At 41.3% G+C, this 23,295-nt stretch carries 23 protein-coding genes; 1 reads left to right on the top strand and 22 read right to left on the bottom strand.

Annotation, left to right across the window (positions count from 1 at the left end; genetic code table 11):
* Window positions 1-9: 9 nt before the first annotated feature.
* From ACVR1I_RS00115 to ACVR1I_RS00095, 5 genes are read right to left on the bottom strand one after another with little or no spacing between them, the layout of a single operon-like run.
* Window positions 10-456, bottom strand: a complete 447-nt coding sequence (locus tag ACVR1I_RS00115; RefSeq protein ID WP_447442029.1) for a NanQ anomerase/TabA/YiaL family protein — start codon at window positions 454-456, stop codon at window positions 10-12.
* Window positions 457-470: 14 nt separating this feature from the next.
* Complete coding sequence (gene pdxA, locus ACVR1I_RS00110) at window positions 471-1,499, bottom strand: 4-hydroxythreonine-4-phosphate dehydrogenase PdxA (RefSeq protein ID WP_447442028.1); 1,029 nt, start codon at window positions 1,497-1,499, stop codon at window positions 471-473.
* 10 nt (window positions 1,500-1,509) lie between these two features.
* Window positions 1,510-2,406 (bottom strand): 4-hydroxy-tetrahydrodipicolinate synthase, encoded by an 897-nt coding sequence (gene dapA / locus ACVR1I_RS00105; protein ID WP_447442027.1) that lies wholly within the window; start codon window positions 2,404-2,406, stop codon window positions 1,510-1,512.
* Between the two features lie 12 nt (window positions 2,407-2,418).
* Window positions 2,419-3,576, bottom strand: a complete 1,158-nt coding sequence (locus tag ACVR1I_RS00100; protein ID WP_447442026.1) for an iron-containing alcohol dehydrogenase — start codon at window positions 3,574-3,576, stop codon at window positions 2,419-2,421.
* The gene (locus ACVR1I_RS00095) at window positions 3,570-4,820 is read right to left on the bottom strand and encodes a four-carbon acid sugar kinase family protein (protein ID WP_447442025.1); all 1,251 of its coding nucleotides are present in this window, start codon (window positions 4,818-4,820) and stop codon (window positions 3,570-3,572) included. The genes ACVR1I_RS00100 and ACVR1I_RS00095 overlap by 7 nt, the downstream gene beginning before the upstream one ends.
* A gap of 167 nt (window positions 4,821-4,987) precedes the next feature.
* Here ACVR1I_RS00095 and ACVR1I_RS00090 point away from each other — a divergent pair, with 167 nt between their 5' ends.
* Complete coding sequence (locus ACVR1I_RS00090; protein ID WP_447442024.1) at window positions 4,988-6,778, top strand: PrpR N-terminal domain-containing protein; 1,791 nt, start codon at window positions 4,988-4,990, stop codon at window positions 6,776-6,778.
* 25 nt (window positions 6,779-6,803) lie between these two features.
* Here the strand turns inward: ACVR1I_RS00090 and ACVR1I_RS00085 are convergent, their stop codons facing one another.
* The 17 genes from ACVR1I_RS00085 to ACVR1I_RS00005 form a co-directional block, all read right to left on the bottom strand.
* Window positions 6,804-7,775 (bottom strand): alpha/beta hydrolase fold domain-containing protein, encoded by a 972-nt coding sequence (locus ACVR1I_RS00085; protein WP_447442023.1) that lies wholly within the window; start codon window positions 7,773-7,775, stop codon window positions 6,804-6,806.
* 61 nt (window positions 7,776-7,836) lie between these two features.
* Window positions 7,837-9,123 (bottom strand): SLC13 family permease, encoded by a 1,287-nt coding sequence (locus ACVR1I_RS00080; protein ID WP_447442022.1) that lies wholly within the window; start codon window positions 9,121-9,123, stop codon window positions 7,837-7,839.
* Window positions 9,124-9,352: 229 nt separating this feature from the next.
* Window positions 9,353-10,453 (bottom strand): UDP-galactopyranose mutase, encoded by a 1,101-nt coding sequence (gene glf, locus ACVR1I_RS00075; protein ID WP_447442021.1) that lies wholly within the window; start codon window positions 10,451-10,453, stop codon window positions 9,353-9,355.
* A gap of 268 nt (window positions 10,454-10,721) precedes the next feature.
* The gene (gene nrdG, locus ACVR1I_RS00070; protein WP_447442020.1) at window positions 10,722-11,315 is read right to left on the bottom strand and encodes an anaerobic ribonucleoside-triphosphate reductase activating protein; all 594 of its coding nucleotides are present in this window, start codon (window positions 11,313-11,315) and stop codon (window positions 10,722-10,724) included.
* A gap of 18 nt (window positions 11,316-11,333) precedes the next feature.
* Window positions 11,334-11,837 carry a GNAT family N-acetyltransferase gene (locus ACVR1I_RS00065; protein WP_447442019.1) on the bottom strand — a complete coding sequence of 168 codons (504 nt, stop codon included), beginning with the start codon at window positions 11,835-11,837 and terminating at the stop codon, window positions 11,334-11,336.
* Between the two features lies 1 nt (window position 11,838).
* The gene (locus ACVR1I_RS00060) at window positions 11,839-12,342 is read right to left on the bottom strand and encodes a GNAT family N-acetyltransferase (RefSeq protein ID WP_447442018.1); all 504 of its coding nucleotides are present in this window, start codon (window positions 12,340-12,342) and stop codon (window positions 11,839-11,841) included.
* Between the two features lie 10 nt (window positions 12,343-12,352).
* Complete coding sequence (locus tag ACVR1I_RS00055; protein WP_447442017.1) at window positions 12,353-13,285, bottom strand: Gfo/Idh/MocA family protein; 933 nt, start codon at window positions 13,283-13,285, stop codon at window positions 12,353-12,355.
* Window positions 13,286-13,304: 19 nt separating this feature from the next.
* Window positions 13,305-13,442, bottom strand: coding sequence for a hypothetical protein (locus ACVR1I_RS00050; RefSeq protein ID WP_447442016.1), 138 nt, complete (start codon window positions 13,440-13,442; stop codon window positions 13,305-13,307).
* Between the two features lie 61 nt (window positions 13,443-13,503).
* On the bottom strand, window positions 13,504-15,666 hold the full coding sequence (gene nrdD / locus ACVR1I_RS00045) for an anaerobic ribonucleoside-triphosphate reductase (RefSeq protein WP_447442015.1): 2,163 nt from the start codon (window positions 15,664-15,666) through the stop codon (window positions 13,504-13,506).
* A 179-nt stretch (window positions 15,667-15,845) separates the two neighbouring features.
* Window positions 15,846-17,414: an SRPBCC family protein gene (locus ACVR1I_RS00040; RefSeq protein ID WP_447442014.1), complete on the bottom strand. Its 1,569-nt coding sequence runs from the start codon at window positions 17,412-17,414 to the stop codon at window positions 15,846-15,848.
* 311 nt (window positions 17,415-17,725) lie between these two features.
* Entirely contained in the window at window positions 17,726-18,034 is a 309-nt protein-coding gene (locus ACVR1I_RS00035; RefSeq protein ID WP_447442013.1) for a DUF1292 domain-containing protein, read from the bottom strand.
* Between the two features lie 45 nt (window positions 18,035-18,079).
* A complete protein-coding gene (gene ruvX / locus ACVR1I_RS00030; protein ID WP_447442012.1) occupies window positions 18,080-18,499 on the bottom strand; it encodes a Holliday junction resolvase RuvX in 420 nt (139 codons plus the stop codon).
* A complete protein-coding gene (locus ACVR1I_RS00025) occupies window positions 18,499-18,765 on the bottom strand; it encodes an IreB family regulatory phosphoprotein (RefSeq protein WP_447442011.1) in 267 nt (88 codons plus the stop codon). The genes ruvX and ACVR1I_RS00025 overlap by 1 nt, the downstream gene beginning before the upstream one ends.
* 84 nt (window positions 18,766-18,849) lie before the next feature.
* Window positions 18,850-19,446: an SP0191 family lipoprotein gene (locus tag ACVR1I_RS00020; RefSeq protein ID WP_447442010.1), complete on the bottom strand. Its 597-nt coding sequence runs from the start codon at window positions 19,444-19,446 to the stop codon at window positions 18,850-18,852.
* Between the two features lie 109 nt (window positions 19,447-19,555).
* Complete coding sequence (spx, locus tag ACVR1I_RS00015; RefSeq protein WP_447442009.1) at window positions 19,556-19,954, bottom strand: transcriptional regulator Spx; 399 nt, start codon at window positions 19,952-19,954, stop codon at window positions 19,556-19,558.
* 344 nt (window positions 19,955-20,298) lie between these two features.
* Window positions 20,299-21,441, bottom strand: coding sequence for a recombinase RecA (recA, locus tag ACVR1I_RS00010; protein WP_447442008.1), 1,143 nt, complete (start codon window positions 21,439-21,441; stop codon window positions 20,299-20,301).
* Window positions 21,442-21,496: 55 nt separating this feature from the next.
* The gene (locus ACVR1I_RS00005; RefSeq protein WP_447442007.1) at window positions 21,497-22,663 is read right to left on the bottom strand and encodes a competence/damage-inducible protein A; all 1,167 of its coding nucleotides are present in this window, start codon (window positions 22,661-22,663) and stop codon (window positions 21,497-21,499) included.
* Between the last annotated feature and the right edge of the window lie 632 nt (window positions 22,664-23,295).

The following is a 23,295-nucleotide window of genomic DNA, read 5'->3' as shown; positions in this document are numbered from 1 at the left end:
ACCTCTTTTTTATTTTTTTAATTTGATAACTGCTTTGGTGAAGGCTAAGGGCTCATCTACATGGAAGATGGCCTTGTGGATATCTGCCGGAAAGCAAATATAGCCCATGCCTGCTGATACCTTCATCATATGATGGGTCTCGCCTTCATATTTTTCAACATCTTTATGCTCATCATAAGGAATCGAGATAGCAACATGCTCTGGGCTACTTAAGCCCATGTATTCCTCGCCTTCTAATACCAACTGAACATCTATATATTGTCGATGAGCCTCAAATTGTGATTGAGAAAGTGGCTTGGTTTCGCCCTTTTGAAAGAAGACAAATCCACCCTCAAACGGATAGCGTTCTCCCTCCGTCCAATTGTCCTTGAGAGTTTCGACAGCTTCTAAAGCATGGCCTAGATTAGGAAGAAGTTCTTGATAAGCAAGTAAATTCTCAATGCGGTCAATAATCATAGCCTGTTCTCCTATTATGAGTTTTCTGCTAGCCGAATGGCGTAATCAATAGCATTTTCAAGGCTTAATTCACTAGCTGTGAAGTGTCCTGCTTGGTCAAAGGCTGTACCGTGGTCAACTGATGTGCGAATAATCGGAAGCCCCAATGTAATGTTGACCCCTTGCACTGCTTTCCATGATGTCGTTTCTTGATCATAGACAAACCCTAAGAGCTTCAAAGGAATATGCCCCTGATCATGGTACATGGCAACAACAATATCATACATGCCTCCATTAGCTTTTGAGAAAAGGGTGTCTGCTGGAAGAGAGCCAAAGGCGTTAATGCCTTCTGCTTTTGCGGCTTCAACGGCAGGATTGATGTGTTCAATCTCTTCTGTACCAAAGAGACCATTCTCTCCACAATGAGGATTCAAGCCAGCAACTGCAATGCGTGGATTTTCAATCCCCAAATTTTTACAAGCCTTATCTGCAATCCGAATGACATCCAATACACGGTCTTTGGTAGCACGGTCACAGGCTTCTCTAAGCGAAACGTGAGTGGAAACATGAACAACTCTCAAGTTACCATCTGCCAACATCATGGTGTATTTCTCGGTCCCGGTCAAATCAGCATAAATTTCTGTATGGCCCGCATAGTGATGGCCTCCTAAATTCATGGCTTCTTTATTCAGTGGATTAGTAACAGTCGCATCAATTTCTTTTGCTAGGGCTAACTCAATGACTTTTTTTACATATTGGAAAGCTGCATCTCCTCCGACTGCAGATACTTCCCCAATTGCAAAATGTGCCATATCAACCAAGCCTAAATCAATTAAATCAATCGTGCCATGTTCAAATTTTGCCTCGCTCGGTTTTTCGATAACATGAACTTCCAAACCAAGTTCAGGGTGTTTTTCCAAATAGTAAGATACTACCGATAAATCGCCAACTAATAGCGGTTTCGAACGATCATAGAGTTCTTTTTTAGCCAAGGCCTTAATGGAAATTTCTGGACCAATCCCAGCGGGATCTCCTAAGGTTATGCCTATGATTTTTTTTGTCATGGTACTTCTCCTATTTCATCCCTTTTTCTTTGTTATCTGCTAAAACTTGACGCAATGCTTCCAAACCTTCATCCGAAAGATGGTTGAACGGTGCACGCGCTTTTCCAACTGGATGACCAAGTTCAGCTACTCCATATTTGACAATGGTATTTGGATTACCATATTTAAATAGATTTCGGAAAGAACGAATGGAATCTTGATGTTCTCGTGAACGCTCCATATTTCCAGCAACAAATTCTTCATACACTTGTGACAAAGTGTATGGATAAACATTGGAACAAGCAGCAATGGCTCCAGTACCACCTGCTAACAGGGTCCAAAGAATCAAGGAGTCGTTTCCTGAAAGAACGACAAAATCTTCTGCATCTCGACTTTGCTCAATGTATTGCAAGATATTGTCAAAGTTCCCACTCGAATCCTTAACGCCCACAATATTTGGAATCTGACTCAACTTACCGACAGTAGCTGGGGCAATGGCATTTCCAGTACGAGCTGGAATATTATACAAGATAATTGGTAGGTCAACCGCTTCTGCTACCGTTTTAAAATGTGTGTAGAGTTCATCTTGTGAAGCCGCCGCAAAACCTGGTGTGATAATCGAAAGGGCGTCCACTCCTAATTTCTTTGCTTTTAAGGAAAAACGAATCGTATCTTTTGTACCATTTAAACCAGTTCCGGCATAAACTGGAACACGACCTGCGGTTTGCTCAACAGCAACTTTAATTACTTCTAATTTCTCATCTTCTGATAAGATGTAGCTCTCCCCATTTGTGCCAAAAACAAAGATACCATGGATACCACTTTCAATTAATCGGTCAACCTGGTTACGAAATTCATCTAAATTGATGGATTCATCCTCATTCATCGGGGTAATAATTGGGGCGATAATTCCTTTTACTGAGACCATTTCTTTCTCCTTTTACAAAACTTGTTGATAAATATTACGTGCATCGGCAGCTGTGATTTCACGCATGTTGTTCACAAGAAGACGGGTCACTTGCATTCCTGCTTCCACCAAACCTTCTAAATCTTCTTCTGGGACATCGAATTCTTTTAAGCTTGTTGGAATTTCAAGGACTTCTACAATTCGTCCCATCTCTGTCAAGATATACTTGGATTTTTCTTCTACTGATAGACTGCGATCCCCATCGTGGACAACACGATCATAGGCTTCTGCAAATAAGTCTTTGATAACTGGCTCATTGAAGGTCATAACTGGCATCAGCAAAATGGCATTGGAGACACCATGAGCAATGTGGTACTTCCCTCCAAGCGGATAAGATAAAGCATGGATCCCCGTCGTACCTGAAGCGGTAATGGCGACACCAGCATAAAACGATCCGAGTAACATCTTATTTTTGGCTTCAATCGCATCAGGATTTTGACAAGCTTCAATGATATTATTAAAAATCAGATCAAAGGCTTCCAGGGCAAATGTATTACTGAATGGATTGCGTTTGTTGGAAGTGAAACATTCAATGGCATGGCACATAGCATCAACACCGGTTGCTGCAGCAATTTTTAGCGGTAAATTTTTTATTAGCCGACCATCTAAAATAACATAATCTGCAATCATTTCTGGATTGACAATCCCGATTTTTAAGTCTTTTTCAGGAACTCCAACAATGGCATTTGGCGTCGCTTCTGCACCCGTTCCCGCTGTCGTTGGAATCATTAGGGTTGGAACCTGTTTTTTACCAAGTAGTGGCTCATCTAATAAATCTTTAACAGTATAAGCATCTGTTGCACCAATAGAGGCCAACTTGGCTACGTCCATCACGGAGCCTCCACCAACAGCAATGATGAAATCTGCTTTTTCGCCCTTGAATTGGTCCACAATGGCTTGGGCTTCATGGTAGGTTGGCTCAGCAGGAATATCCGATAAGACAGTTAATGCGAGACCTTTAGCAGTGACCAAGTCCTGAACTACATCCGTTAGTCCAAGTCCCAAGATACCTTTATCTGTAAATAGAACAACTTTTTTGATACCAGATGTTAAAATGGTTTCCAGTTGTTCTAGTGCATTCTCACCAGCAATCACTTGCTTGGGCATTTTTAAATTATAATCAATTAGCATGGGCTCTCCTTTTTAATTAAGTGCATGATATCCTCTATTAAGGACGGGTGGCCAAATCCACCTGATTTTGTTAAAACATATATAGTATTCCCTTCCCAATTAAAATGGGATAAAACTACACCAGGACTCACTTCACCAACCGGAAACAAATCGCTTATGCCAATCACTTGCATAGATTGATATAGGGTATCCCCACCTGTGAATAGAAAGGTTCGGTGAACATTTTTTTCAAGAAAGGATTGAAACAAGTTGCCAAAAGAAGTGCCAATTCGAAAACGAACTTCTTCTTTTTCCATACCAGACTTCTCTAAGTAGGATGTAATACTAGCAAGTGTCTCTGGACTAAAGGATTCAAAGACCGTACAGTCCGTTTCAGCAAAGCTCTCCAAGAATTGTTCGATGTCTTTCTGACCAGCAGAACTCTGCCAATAATCTTTCTCTAGCAATTGCTTTCCATCTAAGTTAAAGACCGCTACTCCTATTTCTTTCGCGTGAGCGACCTGTTCTTGGGTAATCGGATTGACCGAACCACAAATTACTGTCAGCGGGTGCTCTAGTCTTAGATGACTTTCAGCTTGTTCCCCAAATAAAAACTTGGCTAAGACTTTAGCAAAACCTGCACAACCAACTGTAACAGATAGTAGATTGGCATGTTGAAGATTTTCTCCAATAAGGTTCAATTCTTGATCGGTGCTTGCATCAAACAGATAGGCTTGTCCTGCTTCCAACAGACTTTCTGGGTTTGCAAGTTGAACAGATAGGTTCGCCTCGTTCTTTAATCGAATCATGAGATTGCTCTCAAGGACCGGTTCATAGGGATCCTGACCGAATACACTTTCAGCAACAGGCTTATCTTCGATATAGAGAACACCATTTTTCACTGTCCGATTGATAGCCGGAAAGGCTGGGATAATGGCTAATCCTTCTTCTTGATACACCTCTTGAATGGCTTTGATTTCACTACTAATATTTCCTCTTAGAGCCGAATCTACTTTTTTGTAAAGATAGGGAATCTTTAATTCTTTGACTTGTTGACCAAGGGTAAATAGTAAATGGTGGGAATCCTCAAAGGAAAGGTAGCGACTTTCAGTATCAATGACTAGAACATCGCAATCACTATCTAGGAAAGAGGAGTTAACATTTAAGTTTGTTGTTACATGAGTCTTCGCTCCAAATTTTGAAAATTGGACACCTGTATCTAAGGCTCCTGTAAAATCATCGGCCAAAACAACTAATTTTATCACAACCTAACCTCCTTCATCTGAATATATGACTAGTGTACAATTTTTATTTCCTATATCCCAGTAGCCAGCTATTAAATGTGTATTATTTTGAAACATCTTTAGTATTTTGTTGCTATTTTAATCATATTTTTATAAAATAGACTAAAAATGTAACACAGGAGATCGAGATGGAAACTATTCACTTACTAGGTATCGCACCTTATAATGAACTACAAAATTCCATGATGGAAGTGGCTCAAGAATTTAACAACATTCATTTAGATGTCTATACAGCCAATCTAGATGAAGGTCAACAACTCGCCATCGATATGGCTTCAAAAGGTTATGACGGCATTATCTCTAGGGGTGGCACTGCCCACTTAATCCAACAGGTTGTCGATATTCCTGTTATCGATATTTCCATTTCTATTTACGATATTCTTAGCAGTATTAAACTGGCACAAAATTATAGCCAGAATATTGCCATTGTCGGTTATGATAGCATTACCAAGAATGCCCATCTTATATGCAATGTCCTACAGTACCCTATCAAAATTTTTACCATTGAAAACGCAACAGATCCCAAAGATATTCTGCTTCAGTTGAAAGACGAAGGGTATGATTTAATGTTGTGTGATGCCATCACAAATCAAGTAGCTCTCAGCTTATCCATCAATACCATACTGATTACCTCTGGAATGGAAAGTATCCAAACTGCTTATCATCAAGCTGTATCTCAAGTTTCACACTTACAAATTGTGAAAAAGAAAAATCAGTTACTAGAAGCAACAATGCAACAACAGTCTTTAGAAGTCATTGTCTTTGACAAACTACTCACTCCTCTATTTTCAAATATCACTACCGAATTAGCCCACTCTATTACACGATTTTTAAAACGCAAGGAGCAAATCGAAACTCCAGCAAAATACTACCACAACTTTAGAAAGCAAACCTATCAACTCGCTATTCAAGAATTAGGAGAAAGCTCTGAATTTTTCCATTGTGAAGTCAAACTTGTGACACCTCCCATCATCCATCAACAAGCCGGTTTGTCCTATAATAATCGAGAGAGTATCCGGGATCATATCACAAAAAAACTGATGTTTACTTCTTTTATCCAAAAGAAGAATCTCAATTTACTTCCTCAACTATTAAAACACTACAACGCCATGATGATCTTTGGAGAAGAAGGAACGATTAAGACGAGTCTAGCCTATACTTCATTTCTGCATTTTAGAGACCATACTGAAAATTTAGTCACCATCAATTGCAAGCTGTTAGGGGATAAACTCTGGAAATACTTAACCAATTCTACTACTAGTCCTCTGTTAGACACCGACAATACTCTGCTATTTCAGCATTGTGAACAGCTTTCCCTCAAAGATGCACAAAAAATCATCCATATTATTAATGATTCTAGCTTACTACAGCGGCAAAACGTTATTTTTACTTACACTACGCACAAGTCAGATCCACAAAAATTAATTTTTCAAGAAATCATGAACAATCTAAATTGTGCTAGCCTCTATTCCGCCTCTCTAACCGAACGTCACGCAGAATTATCCAATATTATAACCTTACTGTTAAACAAGGTAAATATCGAATGCCATACACAAGTCATCGGCTTTGAACCAACAGCTTTCAAAACATTGCAAGAATTTAAGTGGACAAGTCATTTTTATCAATTAGAGCGTGTTCTTAAAAAGTTAGTCTTGTCTTCAACCTCACCCTACATTGCTGAGCATCAAGTTAGCGAAGTCCTTGCAGAAGAAAGAAAACACGAGAACCACTTACAAGCAGTAATATATGAACAGAACCCAGCAATTCTTCCAAAAATTATCGAAGAAAAAACGCTATTTGACTACAATCAAGATCTTGTCCAAATGGTACTGGAAGCCAACAATGGGAATCAAACTAAAACAGCAAAACAACTTGGCATCAGCCGGACAACTCTTTGGCGCTATCTCAAAATAGATTAAAGGTTTTGGCTCTTGCCAAAACCTTTTATAATCTGTCTTTTAAAAATTGATAAGCAAATTGATCAACAGCTGCTCCTAATGACGGGCCATGGCCTGCTCCTGAAACATTTATCAAGGTCGCATCTGCTCCACAAGCTACCAAAGCATCATAAAGTTTGCGACTTTGTGATGGATTGACAATCACATCCTGCCCACCATGCAACAATAGTATTGGCGGACAAGATGATTGCGCATAAGATATTGGGCTGCATTTTCTCAGCAATTCAATATAAGACCAATCTTTGTGTTGGCAATCTCCTGTCAATAGCACCCGATGTAAATCAGTTAAGGTCCGTCCCTCTCCTGTATACCCGACAATAATAGCTGGGATGAGGGCCGCCTGCTCATTTCCAATCGTTTCGATTTCTGTTCCAGCTAATTTCTGGGTTTTTAACGGACTTTGAGCACTATCTGCTAACGTGTCCAATAAATCAGATACGCCATAAAAAACAGTTGCAACTTTTACTGAACTCGATTGGTCTAAGTTCCCTCCAACTTCTCCTTCTAATTCTTCACAGTTCGAACTCAATGCTAACATGGCTGCAAGATGGCCGCCTGCTGAATTCCCTAAAACACCAATCCGTTCAGGATCGATCAAAAATTGAGGACCATTTGCTTTTAAAAAACGGATTAACCCTTTAACATCATGGATACAAGCTGGAAAAATCGATTGACTAGCTAAACGATAGTCTGCCGAAATAATTGTATATCCTTCTTTTGTCAATCGTACCAGATCCCTGCAATAAACAGCTTTTTGTGTTACCTGTTTATACTCACCCCATAAAAAACCACCTCCAAAAATATAAACAATTGTCGGCCCTGGTTCTGTTTGATTCGGATTCTGGTAAATATCCATTTTTAAGGTATAGGGTTCTCCATTATCGAGAAACACTTCTGCAAAAGGCACATCCTCATAACGAGGTTTTATCTCTGGTGGACACAATGGTTTGACTGTCATCTCATACCTTCTTTCTAACGCTTCTAAAAAAGGGAGCAAAGCTCCCTATACTTTCATTTCATTAAACTGGTGGGAACAAGAGCATTGCTCCAATGGTCAAAGCTAAAATCCGTACAAGATACATTGGAACAGAATAAGCCCAGAACTGAGGTAACTTGTATTTACCCATACCTAGAATCATTGCTGGCATTCCATCAACTGGCATGTAACCACCATTCCATCCTGAAATCACAACTGCAACTGCTGCTGCTTGAGGATTCCATCCCAAACTCAAACTCGTTGCTATTGCAACTGGAGCAAAGATGAAGACAGATCCCATGTTTGAACCTGTAAAGGTCGCACTTGAACTGGTCAAGAAAACAAAGAGTAAAATTAAGAAGAATGGACTAATATCAGTTCCTACCGCGTTGGCAACCCAGTCACCAACCATTTTTGTAAAACCAGAGTTGTTAAGAGCATCCGCAACACCAATAACACCAGCCATCATCAAGATAACAGGAGCTCCCATGTTGTCACGAACCGAACGGAAATCAAGAGCATTAATGAAAAGCAAGACTGCTGCACAGAGGCCTGGTACAACATAGGCTGCGTTTCCAAGCTGATTCATCATCATCATACCGATAACACTGACAATAAACATGGCGATGGTCACTTTTTCTTTCCATGGTGACATCATCGGAACAGCCAACTCTTGTTCTTTCATCGCTTCAACTTCTTCCTCATCCATCAATGGGTGATCAGGAAGCAAACGATACGCAACCAAACTCCATGTAAGGAAACCTAATGATAGCACTAAGTTCACAAGAGAGAATTTTACCATGGATACGCCATCCATAAAACCAGCTGTCTCAAGAACACTGACTGTCAACCCATAAGTCAAAGCAACGTTAATTGGAGCTAGCGGGTGATTGGTCGCAAACCCTAATGGCATCATCAATTTGGAAGTTGGTAATTTTTTATTATAAGGTATCGTGGATACAAGTGATAGAATCAGCACATAGTAGCCAGTAGAACCCATACCTGCAAGGCTGGCACCCAACATTACGACAATCAATAAGAGCCCATAACTCTTATAACCACCTTTTTCAACAAGGTTAATCATCGTCTCTTGCACTTTGGCAATAAAACTAGTCTTCATCAAAGCTGCCATAACAACCATAAAACCAGCAACCATGATAACACTCGGATTGATAAATCCAGCAAAGGCTTCTTGTGGTGTAGCTAGCCCTGTTGCGACTAACAAGAGACAGGCAAAAAGTGGCGGTGCACCAAAAGCAAACTTGTCAGACATAATCATGACAATCATCAAAATCAGTATGCCTAGGGCAAGAATCATTTCTAAAGTCATAGGATTCTCCTTTTTTCTCCTCTAATGAGGCTTGTTTTTCTTATAACCACTATATCAATTTCAAGGAAATCTGTTTATATAGTTTAAAATTAAAAGCGTTTACTTTCGAAACAAGTTTATTTTTATTTTTTCGAAAAATAAAAATAAAATAAAAATGTTCAATTTTGAAACCATTTTGTTCAAAAAATACCACAAAAAAACGTAAGAAACCCTCTTACGTTTTACTCTATTAGTCGAATTCTGCTTCAATCACTTCCAAGGCCCGTTCAATGACGACATGCATATCGTAATACTTGTAATCAGCTAAGCGGCCACAAAAAATGACCTTATCAGCTAATTTGTCCGCCTCTTTTCTATATTGAGCAAAGAGAGCATTATTGGCAGCATCATTAATTGGATAATAGGGTTCATCGCCTCGTTTCCAATCAACTGGGTATTCCTTTGTGATGACTGTCTTTTCTTGTTGCCCAAATTCAAAATGCTTGTGCTCAATGATGCGTGTATAAGGAATGTCTCGCTCGGTATAGTTAACGACCGCATTTCCTTGGTAATTATCTATATCCAGCACTTCATGTTCAAAATGCAAACCACGGTATTCGAGTTCCCCATATTGGTAGTCAAAATACTGGTCAATCATGCCTGTAAAGACCACCTTAGTGGCTGATTGTTCCCATTTTTCACGATTTAAAAAGAAATCCACTCCCAATTCAAGGTCAATGCCTTCCAGCATTTTTTCAACGATCACATTATAGCCACCAATTGGAATCCCTTGGTAACGATCTGAAAAATAATTGTTGTCATAGGTAAAGCGAACTGGCAAGCGTTTGATAATAAAGGGGGGCAAATCAGTCGCCGAACGTCCCCATTGTTTTTCAGTGTAGCCCTTAATCAGAGCTTCATAAATGTCCTGACCAATTAACTTAATCGCCTGCTCTTCTAGATTTTGTGGTTCTGTATCCTTCAAATGCTCAGTCTGAGAGGCAATCTTTTCCCGAACTTCTTGCGGTGTTTTAGTCCCCCACATGGCATAAAAAGTATTCATATTGAATGGAAGATTATAGAGTTTCCCTTTGTAATGAGCCAATGGAGAATTGATATACTGATTAAAGTCTGCAAACTGGTTGACATATTCCCATATCCGCTGGTTTGAGGTGTGGAAAATATGGGCGCCATACTTGTGCACATTGATTCCCTCAACCTCTTCACAATAGATATTGCCTCCGATATGGTTACGCTTGTCAATCACCTTGACCTTTTTCCCTCTTTTGTTCGCTTCATAGGCAAAGACGGCTCCTGACAAACCCGCTCCTACAATTAGATAATCGTACATTTGTTTCACGCTTTCGTTTCTTGATTCTCTCATTATACCACATTTGGAAAAAGGACTCTACGACTATGAACACCAGGGCACCTGCGCTTTTATCTCACGGCATGAAAAAGCAATTCCATACTCTTTTTTAAAAAAGAAAAAACGAACACTAGATTCAAAAAGTTTGTGCCAATCTGTTAGAGGTGCCTTTATCTTTTATACTAAAAATTCCAAACAGCGCCTCGGAATTTTTTCAGCGCTTAAAAAACCTGAGTTCCTACTCAGGTTTTCAACTTTCTCGATTCACAGGGTTGTAGGTTTGTTGGCCATCCTTAAGTTTGTCCCAGATCACGACTTGCCCAGTCGCCAAGGATTTGGGGACATCGATGATGCGCTGGTTGGACGAACCCCGAAATTGGAGCATGAGGTTTTTCTTGGTCCGATCAAAGCGACCATCAACAAGAATATCAATCAGCCCCAGCAATTCCAGCTTGTCCTCTGTTTCCAGCATCATCTCTTCCCAGGTATAACCCGTCCAAGACCAGATGTCCTTGTCAGGCAATTCTCTTCGAATCCGTTTAACCAAGGGCAGCAAAATCCCTGTGTTCAAAAAGGGTTCCCCGCCCAAAAGGGTCAACCCTTGGACATAGGGCTGGGCCAAATCCATCATGATTTGCTCCTCCAGCTCTGCTGTGTAAGGGATTCCTGCCTTGAAGTTCCAAGTCGCTACATTGTAGCACCCCTCGCAGTGAAAGAGACATCCGCTGACATAGAGGCTGCAACGGACACCCTCGCCATCCACAAAGTTAAAGGCCTTGTAATCGATAATCCGTCCCTGGCTGAGTTCCTCAGCCTTCCATTCCTGAGGTTTTGGATGGTTCATACAAGCCTCCTCTCGCCATCACTCGACATTAATCCAGTAAAAATCATCGGTATCAGTTGTTTTTTCATACTGGCCACCATTGGCTAAAATCGTCCTCCTGCTTGCCTCATTTTCCTGATGACAAGTTAGAAGAAGCCATTTTATGCCGAATTGTTTTGCTTCTAGTAATCCCAAACGTAGTTGCTCTTTAGACAGACCCTTGCCTCGCTGACTAGGTCGAATACAGTAGCCGATATGCCCGTATTCCCTTAGAATGGATGGAGTTGTCGTTGTCCGGAGAGCAAGTAAACCGACCAACTGCTTCTCTTCCCAAGTCAAAAATAGGCGAAACGGCCCCAGTCCACTAGCAATAATATCCTGATTTTCTTGCTGCTTCAACAAATTTATAAAATGCTTAAAATCGCCCTTGGCAGCCGACCAAACAGCAATTGCACCGCTCATTCGACAACCAAATCTCTCGAATTCCCTAGCCATCTCTAAAAAAGCTTGCTCATCTCTTGCTTGGGGCTGTCGTAAGTACATACTAGTTCTCCACTTCTACCCAATACCTCTCTGTTCCTTCTCGGACATCTTCTAGCACACCGCCGTTGGCCACAATGGTGGCTCGGCTGGCTGGATTGGTCTCCGAGCAGGTAATCAGGGCTTTTTGAATATTCTTCTTAGGGCATTCTAAGAGCCCTAAGCGCAATTGCTCTTTGGCGTAGCCCTTACCCCGCTCGCTGGGTCTAACGGAATAGCCGATATGTCCACCTTTTTGGAGTAGAAAGTCATTGAGCCGCAGGCGGAGGTGAAGAAAGCCTAGCGCCCGTCCCTCCTCATCAAAGGAGACAAATTGGACAGCTGGGACAAACTCCTCTGGAATATTGAGGCCCATCTCCGCATCCGCATTGTACTGGAGCCAGTCATCGTAGTCAAAGTTTTCAGGATTCCAAAAACCACCGTCTGTGGCAGAACCTGTCTCGATAAATTCAGCCATCATCTCCTCGATAGCTGCTCGGTCGTCTTTTCTTGGTCGTCGTAGTTGCATATCCTTCTCCCTATGCTGGTAGAGTGACCTCAAGTTGGCCACTTGTCGTTTCGGAACGATTGATTTGGTCACAAATCCAGTGACTCAATAAACTAGATGTCGGGCTGACCGGATTGACCTTGGTTTCAACAGCCTCCAAAAAGCTCAAAATCGCTGATTCAAAGCCACGTTTGTAAAGGGTTGTATCCCAAGACCCAAAGCCGTCTTTCAGGGTTTGAGTCCCTTGGCAAATACTGAGTTCATCCAGATTTTCCAGGTGATAGGTCGCTTCTGGCGTCTGCACTTCCATAATTTCCCGACGGCTACCGGATTGTAAGTTCATGCTGGCCACAATGGTGCTGTTCGCCGTCTCAAGGGTGACACTGACTTGGCTCAAGGCTTGCTGGTCAAGGTGGTAACGGAAGCTACCGGAAACCAACTCTTCGTCTGCCAAAAAGAGGGCCGTATCCAAGGGATGAATAAAGAAATCAAAGAGTTTGAATTGCAAATCCCCTGTACGGTTGACATCATTTTTCTCAGCTATAATCCGTCTTTTTTGGCCCTGCTCTGCCATTTTTTGCACCTTAGGGGCAAAGCGACGGTTAAAACCTGCCATGAGAAACGTTCCTTTTTCAGCTGCCAAGTCATACAAGGCCTTGCTGGTCGCAAAATCCTCTGTCAAAGGCTTGTCCATGTAGACTGGAATGCCTCGGTTAAGAAAGAGCTGGGCAGTTTCTGCATGGGCTAGGGTTGCCGTATGGATAAAGACGCCATCCAAGTCTGCAGCCGCTAAGGCTGCAGCACTCTCATAGCTAGTCACCGCGCTAAATAAGGAGGCAACTTCCTGCAATACTTCCTGATTGCGGGTAAAAATATGCCAGTGGATGCCTGTTAATTGGCGCATAAAAGGGAGATAAGCTTTCTGCGAAATCCCTCCCAATCCAATGATTCCAATGTGCTTCATGCTTTCTCCCTCTACTCTTCTATTTTTTCTTGTCACGCGCTTGTTTCAACAAGGCTTGCACCCGTGATTTCTTGTCCTGGTTGCCGCCTGTTGAATGTTTTTCATGAAACTTTTCGACTTGTTTCATGCCTTTGTAATCTAATTGGTATTTTCCCATTTTTCCTTACTTGAGCTCTTGCTCAACCTTTCCTTGGTCTATGAGATACTATTCTACCATATTATTGACCAGCTGTCTTGATGGTAGAGCCGTTCATGTGTTTGACACGCGCAGCAATTTCCTTATGTCGTCCATTGACCATTGGTCTGGCCTGAGGGTTGCCCAAATAGCCACATGTCCGTTTGACCACATCGACTGTCTTTGGATCCGTATTGCCACAAGATGGGCACTTGAAGCCACGCTCGGTCGGCTCAAAATCCCCCTCAAAGTCACAAGCATAGCAACGATCAATTGGCGTGTTGGTCCCCAGATAGCCCACCCGATCATAGGCATAATCCCAGACAGCCTCTAAGGCCTTTGGATTTTGCTGAAGGACAGGGTACTCGCAGTAGTGGATAAAGCCTCCGCTGGCACCTGCTTCTGGATAGATTTTCTCAAAATCCAACTTTTCAAATGGGGTTGGATTCTTTCTGACATCATAGTGGAAGGAATTGGTGTAGTACTGCTTATCCGTAATGTCTGTCACCAAACCAAATTTCTCCGTATCCAGACGGCAGAAACGGTCTGTCAAACTTTCAGAAGGGGTTGAGTAGACAGAAAAATGGTAGTCATACTCGTCAGACCAGTCCGCACACAATTCTTTCATGGCTTTGACAATGGACACCGTAAAGTCTTTGGCTTCTGGATTGCTCTCCCATTCTCCCCCGTAGAAAGCTGTCGCCACTTCGTACAAACCGATGTAACCAAGGGAGATCGTTGCCCGACGGTTCTTGAACAGGTCATCAACCGATCCATCCTTGGCCAGGCGTTGGCCAAAAGCCCCGTATTGGTACAAAATTGGAGCATTGGCAGGAGTTGCTTCCTTGACACGGTTAACACGGTAGACCAAAGCATCTTTGGCAATGGCCATCCGCGCTTGGAAAATCTGCCAGAATCGCTCTTGACTGCCTTCTGATTCCAAGGCAATACGGGGGAGATTAACCGTTACGACACCCAAATTCATCCGACCAGAATTGACTTCTTCGCCGTTTTCATTTTTCCAGCCCTGCAAGAAGGAACGGCAGCCCATTGGCACCTTGAAAGAGCCTGTCAACTCTACAATCTTGTCATAGGACAAGACATCTGGGTACATCCGCTTGGTAGCACATTCCAAGGCCAGCTCCTTGATATCATAGTTAGGCGATCCTTCCTCCAGATTGACCCCACGCTTGAGGGTGAAGATCAATTTTGGAAAAATAGCTGTCCGACCTTCACGGCCCAAGCCCTTGATGCGAATGTTGAGAATAGCTTTTTGAATTTCCCGCTCAAACCAGTCTGTTCCTAAGCCAAAACCAAGTGACGTAAAGGGCGTTTGACCATTGGAGGTAAAGAGGGTATTGATTTCATATTCCAAAGACTGCATAGCATCGTAGATGTCCTTTTTGGTCTTCTCCAGGGCATATTCTTCCCATTTATCTGCTATGACCCAGGTTTCGGCATCCTTGAGGTGCTTGTCAAAATTCAGCTTGGCATAGGGAGCCAAGACTTCATCAATTCGGTCTGCCGAACAACCACCGTATTGGCTAGAGGCCACGTTGGCAATGATTTGCGAAATCTGAGCAGTTGCTGTTTGAATGGATTTGGGGCTTTCCACATCCGCATTTCCAATCTTAAAGCCTTGGGCCAACATGCCCTTAAAATCAATCAAACAGCAGTTGGTCATCGGTGTATAAGGGCTGTAATCCAAATCATGGTAATGGATTTCTCCCTTTTGATGGGCGTTAGCTACGTGCGGTGGCAAGAGCTTGAGACCGATTGATTTGCCCACAATACCCGCTGTTAGGTCCCGCTGGGTATTGAAGACCTCACTGTCCTTATTGGCGTTCTCATTGACAACGGTTTGGTCTTTGGTCAGTAACTTGTTGATTTCAATGTTAATGTCCATGGCCTCATGCCGTTGAAAATCACGCTTTGTCCGGTATTGGATGTATTTTTCAGCCAAGGCATAATGGTGCGACCGAAGCAATTCCTGCTCCACAATATTTTGAATTTCATAGATTTGGATGTCCTTGTCAAAGCGGCGCTGAATTTCCTCTAAGACAAGGTCCAGAACCCGACTCAAGGCAGCATCCGTCAGCCATCTTTCAGGAGCCAATTCCTGATTCGCCCGCTCCAAGGCAGAAGCAATTTTCTTGCTGTCAAAAGGCACTGCACGGCCGTCTCGTTTCAACACCAACATTTCCATCTTTTCTATCCACACTCTTTCTATATTTGATTTGTCATTACCATATAGTCTATCACTTTATCAGATTCAATTCAAGAAAAAATTTACAATATATTGTGTTTTTTTACTTTTAATGAAAAACTAAAACACAATATATAGTTTTTTAAAAGAAAGAAAAACGACTGTTTTCACAGTCGTTTTCATTCGTTTAATTGATAGACCTGCAAGTGTGTCGTTCCCAAATCTAATTCAGTATAATGGTGATCAAGATTTATTTCCACAGATTCAAGCAAGGCAAGATCCTTATTGACAACAACAAATTTAGCCTTGTTTTTATTGATATCATATACCATACTGGTCTGATTTTCCTCGTTTGTCAAATAAGGCTCCGTGGCCAGCATTTTGACAGCAGAAAGACGTTTACTTTGTAGATAGAGTTGAGCACTGTTGTCCCAAGCGACCAGCTGATCTTCTTGTTGAGAATTCGATTGGATATAATGGGCAACCGTTAGTCGCTCTTGATGAAGCTCTCCTTCTTGTAGATAACTCAAAATAGGGATAAAAGGAATAGCCAGACAGATAACAAGCGGAAGAAACCATGAGGTTTTTAAATAGCTATAATCTGGTTTTAGTTCCTCAAATTCATCAAACCCATCTTCTGCCTCTGTATTACCATCAATTTGCAACGGTAGTACTGCCATTAAAAATCCATACGGCAACAAAATAATCAGTTGATGCAAATCAAAGGAAGCATTCCCAATAACAAAAACAAGCTGTACTAGAAAAGCAAGTAATACGACAATTTTAATATAACGACTAGATTGGGCTTTTAACGAAGCCATTGTACGAAACAGATTGACCAAAAATCCAGATAGAACAAGAAATAAGAAAACTGTTCCTAAGGTCCATAAAATAGATGCATCAGTAAATTCCAAGCTAAGTGTATATAGGAAGGTTTGCTGGATCGCCATGCCTAAAATCTGTTGCTCAAAAGCATAATAACCAACTGTATAGGTAATCAATAAAAAACCAAATACAGAAGCTAAAAACTGGTAAATACCTCTAGCTAAGCGTTTCTGTTGGGTATTATAGACAAATAAAACAAGACTTGCCACTACCCACAGTAGAATGCTCTTTGGATAAATCATGAACACTAAGGCCGCATCAATACCATACAAGATAAAGGCTTCGTCTCTTGCAGCATTTTCAAAATACCGAATCAAAAACCAAATACTGGTTAAAAGAAATGGCAGGGCAAACAGGCTGGCATGGATCCCTCCAAAACCAATGGCCATAATAAATAGATAGAACCATATCGTTATTTGATCAGCAACAGCTCTTTGTTTAGCAAAATAAACCACAATTTTATTGAGATAGATACCTGCAATAAAGAGTGCAATGAACTGGAAGCCTGCAATCACAACCGGAAATTTCAACAAATAACTTAAAAAAACGAGCAAATAGTATAGAACGCCATTTGTTCCAAAAAAATCTCCGTAAGGTTGTTGACCTGCATGCATGGCCCAACCAGCATACAAATTCTGAGATTGTATATTATCTGCCAAGCCCGTCAGTAAGGGATTCGCTACACTCAACAAAGAAACGATCAAACTCCATAAAAAAGAAGGAAGCACTGGCGTTTTGGGAATACCTTGCCAAAATTCCTCGTTCAATTCTATTTCATGTTCTTTTCTGCGGCGTCTTCTACCGCCAGAACGACCTTTTCTTGAAAAGTCATTTTTATCGATTGTATGATCTACATCTACCATGAAAAACTCCTTGCTATAATCTAGTCTATTATAACAAAAAGTCAATCCTCTGTCATTTTCAATCCTGTTTTGATCTCAAAATAGCATACCGCTCAATATCGCGAAAAGTATGATACAACTTTTTCCAAAAATCGTCTACAAATTCTTTTTCTTCTTGTGTCATACCTCTTTATTCGAAAAAAGCGACTGAAAAAAGGTCCACAGGACCTTGATTCGCTTTCACATTGCCAAGCTCATGATAAAAAGGTCCACAGGACCTTAATTCGCTTTCACATTGCCAAGCTCATGATAAAAAGGTCCACAGGACCTTTTTATTCCTCCATCATAAAGCTATTGAAGACTTCTTCAATCATATCCCACTCTGCTGTTGCATCTTCTGGGATTGGCTGCAAGTCACCTTCCGTGCCATTTTCATTTTCAGTATATGAGTAGGCTTGGATTTCAACTTCACCATTTTCATCTTCTTCCGCACTTGCTGGAATCAAGAGAACATAATTTTTGCCAAATTCTTCTTGACCATCAATCGTCAACAAGATTTCAAACAAGGTTTCTGTACCGTTGTCATCTACCAATGTAATAAATTCGCGTTCTTCATGATCGTGATTATGATCGTGTGCCATATTTTCTCCTTTTTAGCAGTAATAGTCTTTGAAAGATCTTTGCTCTTAAAATGTTTTATCTAAATAATTTTGTAAAATCAGCTGAGCAGCTAATTTGTCAATAACTTTCTTGCGTTTCCCACGGCTAATATCTGCCTGCTCAATGAGCATTCGCTCCGCAGCAACCGTGGTCAGCCGCTCGTCTTGGTAGTGAACAGGTAATTGATACCGCTCAATCAATAATTGACCAAAAGCTTGACTGGCTTCAACACGCGGACCACTGGTATTGTTCATGTTTTTAGGAAGTCCAACAACAAACTGGTCAACCTTATATTCCTTCACAAGCTCATCCAGACGCTCAAAACCGAATTGTTGCTTTTCCTCATCGATTGGAATAATCTCTAAACCTTGAGCTGTAAAGCCGAGAGGATCTGAAATCGCAACTCCAACTGTTTTTGATCCAACATCTAACCCCATTAATCTCATTATAGGTCAATTCCATTTTCTTTTAGATAAAAGCGAACCAATTCTTCAACGATTTCATCTCGTTCGTGTTTACGAATTTGATTACGAGCGTCATTGTAACGAGGAATATAAGCGGGATCTCCACTTAATACATAGCCTACAATTTGGTTTATTGGATTGTATCCTTTTTCGTCCAATGAGTGGTAAACATTGGTTAAGGTTTGGTTGATTTCTTGTTTGTTTGTATCATCCAAACGAAAACGAACCGTTTCTTCGGTAAATCCCATACTTACACCTTCCTTCTATTTCTATTTAGTATGATTATACCATAAATAGCCCTTATTTTCAATGAAACAAAGCCGTAAAAGGCTTTATGGTGTTACGGCTGTTGCTCCATTTAGTTTCAAACCAAGTATATATTCTGCTGGTGTTAATTCTGAAAGTTGTGTGAGATCAGCCCCCATACCTTCAACGGCAGATAGAGCTTGCAAGTCTACCGTTTTCATATCAATCTGCACATCCATAATGATATCGTATTCTGGCATGACCGCAGTCCCAACAGAAACACCAGGAACAGCTTTTAATTGCTGAATAGATGGTTGCTGATCCAAGTAAGCCAATAACTCTGTTTTGACCGTTTCAAAATCAACACCTGCAAATTTAGCCTTATCCTCTTCAGTAGCCTTATGCGTGATATGCAAGCCCATCTTCAGAAACTCATCACCTTTGTAAATAATGGTTTCTTTGATAATTTGTTTGCCACCCTCATCTTCTGTTTCATATTGATAAACTTCAGTTTTTTCAACCTCTTCTACCTTTTTCTTGCTAGAAGATGCCGTTTCTTTTTTAGTAGTTTGACTTGTTGATGTGGTTTCTAAATTTGCTTTTGTTTTTTTATCTGTATTTTGTGAGCCACAAGCAGTTAAAAATACAGCAAGTAACAAGATGATTATAAATTTCTTTTTCATGATTTCTCCTTCTGGTAGGAAGCTACCTTTTTCATTATATGATAGCGATTTTTCTTTGTCAAATCAAACACAAAAGACAGCTTTGGCTGTCTTTTTCTTTTATTTGTAATTATAAAGCTGCCCGCATACGAGCTTGTGCATTTTCCACATTCCGAACGGAACGTGGTAAAAACGCCCGGATATCGTCTTCCTTGTATCCTACCTGAAGTCGCTTTTCGTCAATCAAAATAGGACTTTTTAAAATCCGCGGATTTTCAGTAATTAATTCAATCACTTCGTTTACGCTCAAGTCTTCAATATCACAATCTAAGCTTTTAGCATAGCGATTTTTTGAGGAAACAATACTTGCGATTCCGTTTTCTGTTTTGGTTAAAATATTTAAAATTTCTTCTTTTGTAATAGCTTCTTTTCCAAGATTGTGTTCATTGTAAGATAGTTGATGGGCATTCAACCAGTTTTTAGCTTTTTTACAACTTGTACAACTTGACACAGTATAGATTTTTATCATGTAGGCTCTCCTTTGCTACATTTTCTAAACACATTATAGAGTATTATACCACAAAAAAACTCCGTCTTGGGACCTATTTTGGCTATTTTCAGACTTTTTTGAAGAGAAAACGGTGCATTTTTACAAAAATACACCGTTCCTTTCTGAAAATAACGCGATAAAAATCGGAATAAAACTCAAACAGTCATTGCAACTATTGAACTTTGTTTATAAATCTCCTCTATCGAGTTAACTTTATTGGTAGCTATCACTCGGAAAGTCACTGACCTTGGATTAAAAATGTCCCCCGGACGGCCGAGCTTTCTCATTGTTAGGCTCGGGTTAAAAATGTCCCCCGGACATTTTTAATCCTCCAGCTCGATGCCGCCGTCTAAGTCGAGGATGAGTTCGTCTGCTTCTGTTGCAGCAACAGTTTCTTCTGTTTCTGGTGTTGCATCACCCTCAATCAAGCCGAAATGAACACGGACCTTGCGATCAATTTCTTCAAAGACTGCTGGATTGTCCTTAAGGAATTTCTTGGCGTTTTCAGAACCTTGTCCAATTTTCTCATCGTTGTATGAGAACCAAGCTCCTGCTTTCTTGATAATACCGAGGTCGCTAGCGATTTTCACAAGCTCACCGGTTTGGGAAATCCCTTCTCCGTACATGATTTCCACAAAGGCCTCTTTAAAGGGAGGAGCCACCTTGTTTTTCACGACCTTAATCTTGGTTTCCTTACCAACGTTTTGGTCTTTTTGATCGCCAGTACCCTTGATTTGAGTTGATCCACGGACATCCAAACGAACAGATGCGTAGAATTTAAGGGCACGTCCACCTGGTGTTGTTTCAGGATTTCCAAACATAACGCCGACTTTTTCACGCAATTGGTTGATAAAGATAGCGATAGTCTTTGTTTTGTTAATGGAAGCTCCAAGTTTACGCATGGCTTGGCTCATCATACGGGCCTGCAAACCAACGTGGCTGTCACCGATGTCCCCATCGATTTCGGCACGTGGCACAAGGGCTGCAACTGAGTCGATAACTACGAGGTCAACCGCACCTGAGTCAATCAACTTCCCTGCGATTTCAAGACCTTGCTCCCCTGAATCAGGCTGAGACAAGAGCAACTCATCGATGTTAACACCCAATGCTTGGGCATAAAGTGGATCAAGGGCGTGCTCTGCGTCGATGAAGGCTGCGATTCCGCCTTCTTTTTGACATTGTGCAACGGCATGAAGGGCAACGGTTGTCTTACCAGATGATTCTGGTCCGTAGATTTCTACGATACGGCCTTTTGGATAACCACCTGCTCCAAGAGCGATGTCGAGCGCTAGCGAGCCTGAGCTCATGACCTGAACTTTTTGTTCTGCACGCTCGCCCAAACGCATGATAGCTCCTTTACCAAAGTCTTTTTCAATGGTCTTCAAGGCATCATCGAGAGCTTTTTTACGTTCATCACCAAATTTCTTCGTGATTTCGTCTAATTTTTTTCCTGGTTTTTTTGCCAAAATATGTCTCCTATTTTCTTATTCACTCGTTCTATTATAGCAAAAAGTTGCTATTTCACAAAATGTCAAGTATGCACTGATAAACGTTTAAACAGGCAATTTGACGCAGTTGCAGCATCCCGTAACCCCCCAGTGGAATGATCTGTTCAACCGTTTTATCCTGGGTAGCAATGGCCACATGTAATTCCACCTGTTTTTCACCTATTTCATTGGCAAAAACGGCCACTCCAATATCGGATCCAAATCCCTTACGCAAGGTTTCCGCATGCTCTTTGGCTTGATCTGCTCCGCCATTTTCAAGTGCAAAAACACGGCCTCCTTTAAAGAGTTGACGGTCTTGTAAATTAGCTGTCAACTCCGCTTGTAGGAGCCCGCCTGTATATTGTTCAAGGATGGCGATGGTCTCTTGGCTGTCAACCAATCGCTCTACCAAAACCTTGGACAAACTATTGTCTTCTCCGTATCCATAGAGATAATCTGCTAGGTGATCGTGGGCTACGATTTCCGCTTCAAAAGCGTCCAAGCGCTCCATGGCTTCTTGCTCTGTCTCAGCCTTGGTCGAAATCCGCAAAGTGACTTCTCCTGTTTTGGCATAGGGAGCCAGGGTCGGATCTGTCTGATGGGCAATCATCTCAGAAAGAATAGTCACCAACTGGCTTTCACCAATCCCAAAGAAGCGCAAGACTTTAGAGTAGAGCTGGGTACCTGATTGATTCAGTAAGGGCTGTAAAGATTGTGTAAACATGGGCTTTAATTCACTTGGTGGTCCTGGTAGGACAACATAAGTGACCCCATCTTGCTCAATCCAACCACCTACTGCTAGACCTGTTGGATTTTGAAGCGGTATGCTTCCTTCGACCAACTGGGCCTGACGCTCATTGTTAGCTGTCCGGACACGACCTGGTCGACTGGCAAAGAATTGATCCAGTTTGGCCATGGCTTGGTCATCAAAGACAAGCTTTCGCTTGAGGTACTTGGCCAAGGTCTGTTTGGTCAAATCATCTTCTGTCGGTCCTAAACCGCCGCAAAGAATAACCATATCACTGCGCTTGCTGGCGATGTCAATAACCGATAGGAGCCGCTCTTCGTTGTCACCAACAGCCGTTTGGAAATAGACATCAATACCCAACTCTGCACACTTTTCGGACAGAAACTGGGCATTGGTATTGACAATTTGCCCAGTCAAAATTTCTGTTCCAACTGCTATCATTTCAGCTTTCATAAAACCTCCTCAATAAAACTATTCGCAAATGCTTCACATTTTCTTTAGTCTACCACTTTTCGAGGATTTTGGGTACAAAAAAGAGAGTAGACTCAATCAGTAACCCAAAAGGTTGTATGAGTCCACTCTCTTTTAATATTTGTCATCGAAAAAGCAAGCTAATACATTCGCTCAAGTAGCCGTTGCATACTCTTTAGAATACCAATCATCTCCTATTCCAATAAACCAATGTTATGCTAATGAAGAGAGATACACAATGCATTATATAGACAATCGAGTATTCAGATGCGTAATTTTCTCCAAATACCTCCATCCACATACGAGCCAAATAAGGCACTAACAGATAGGATAGAATGAACGGAAATTCTTTTTTCCACCAATTCATCATGGTTCTCCTTAAAATCTTATTTTCTTTAGTCTACCACTTTTCGAGGATTTTGGGTACAAAAAAGAGAGTAGACTCAATCAGTAACCCAAAAGGTTGTATGAGTCCACTCTCTTTTAGTATTTGTCATCGAAAAAGCAAGCTAATACATTCGCTCAAGTAGCCGTTGCATACTCTTTAGAATACCAATCATCTCCTATTCCAATAAACCAATGTTATGCTAATGAAGAGAGATACACAATGCATT

The organism is Streptococcus cameli, assembly GCF_053207365.1.
This window is presented reverse-complemented; position numbering and strand designations above follow the sequence as displayed.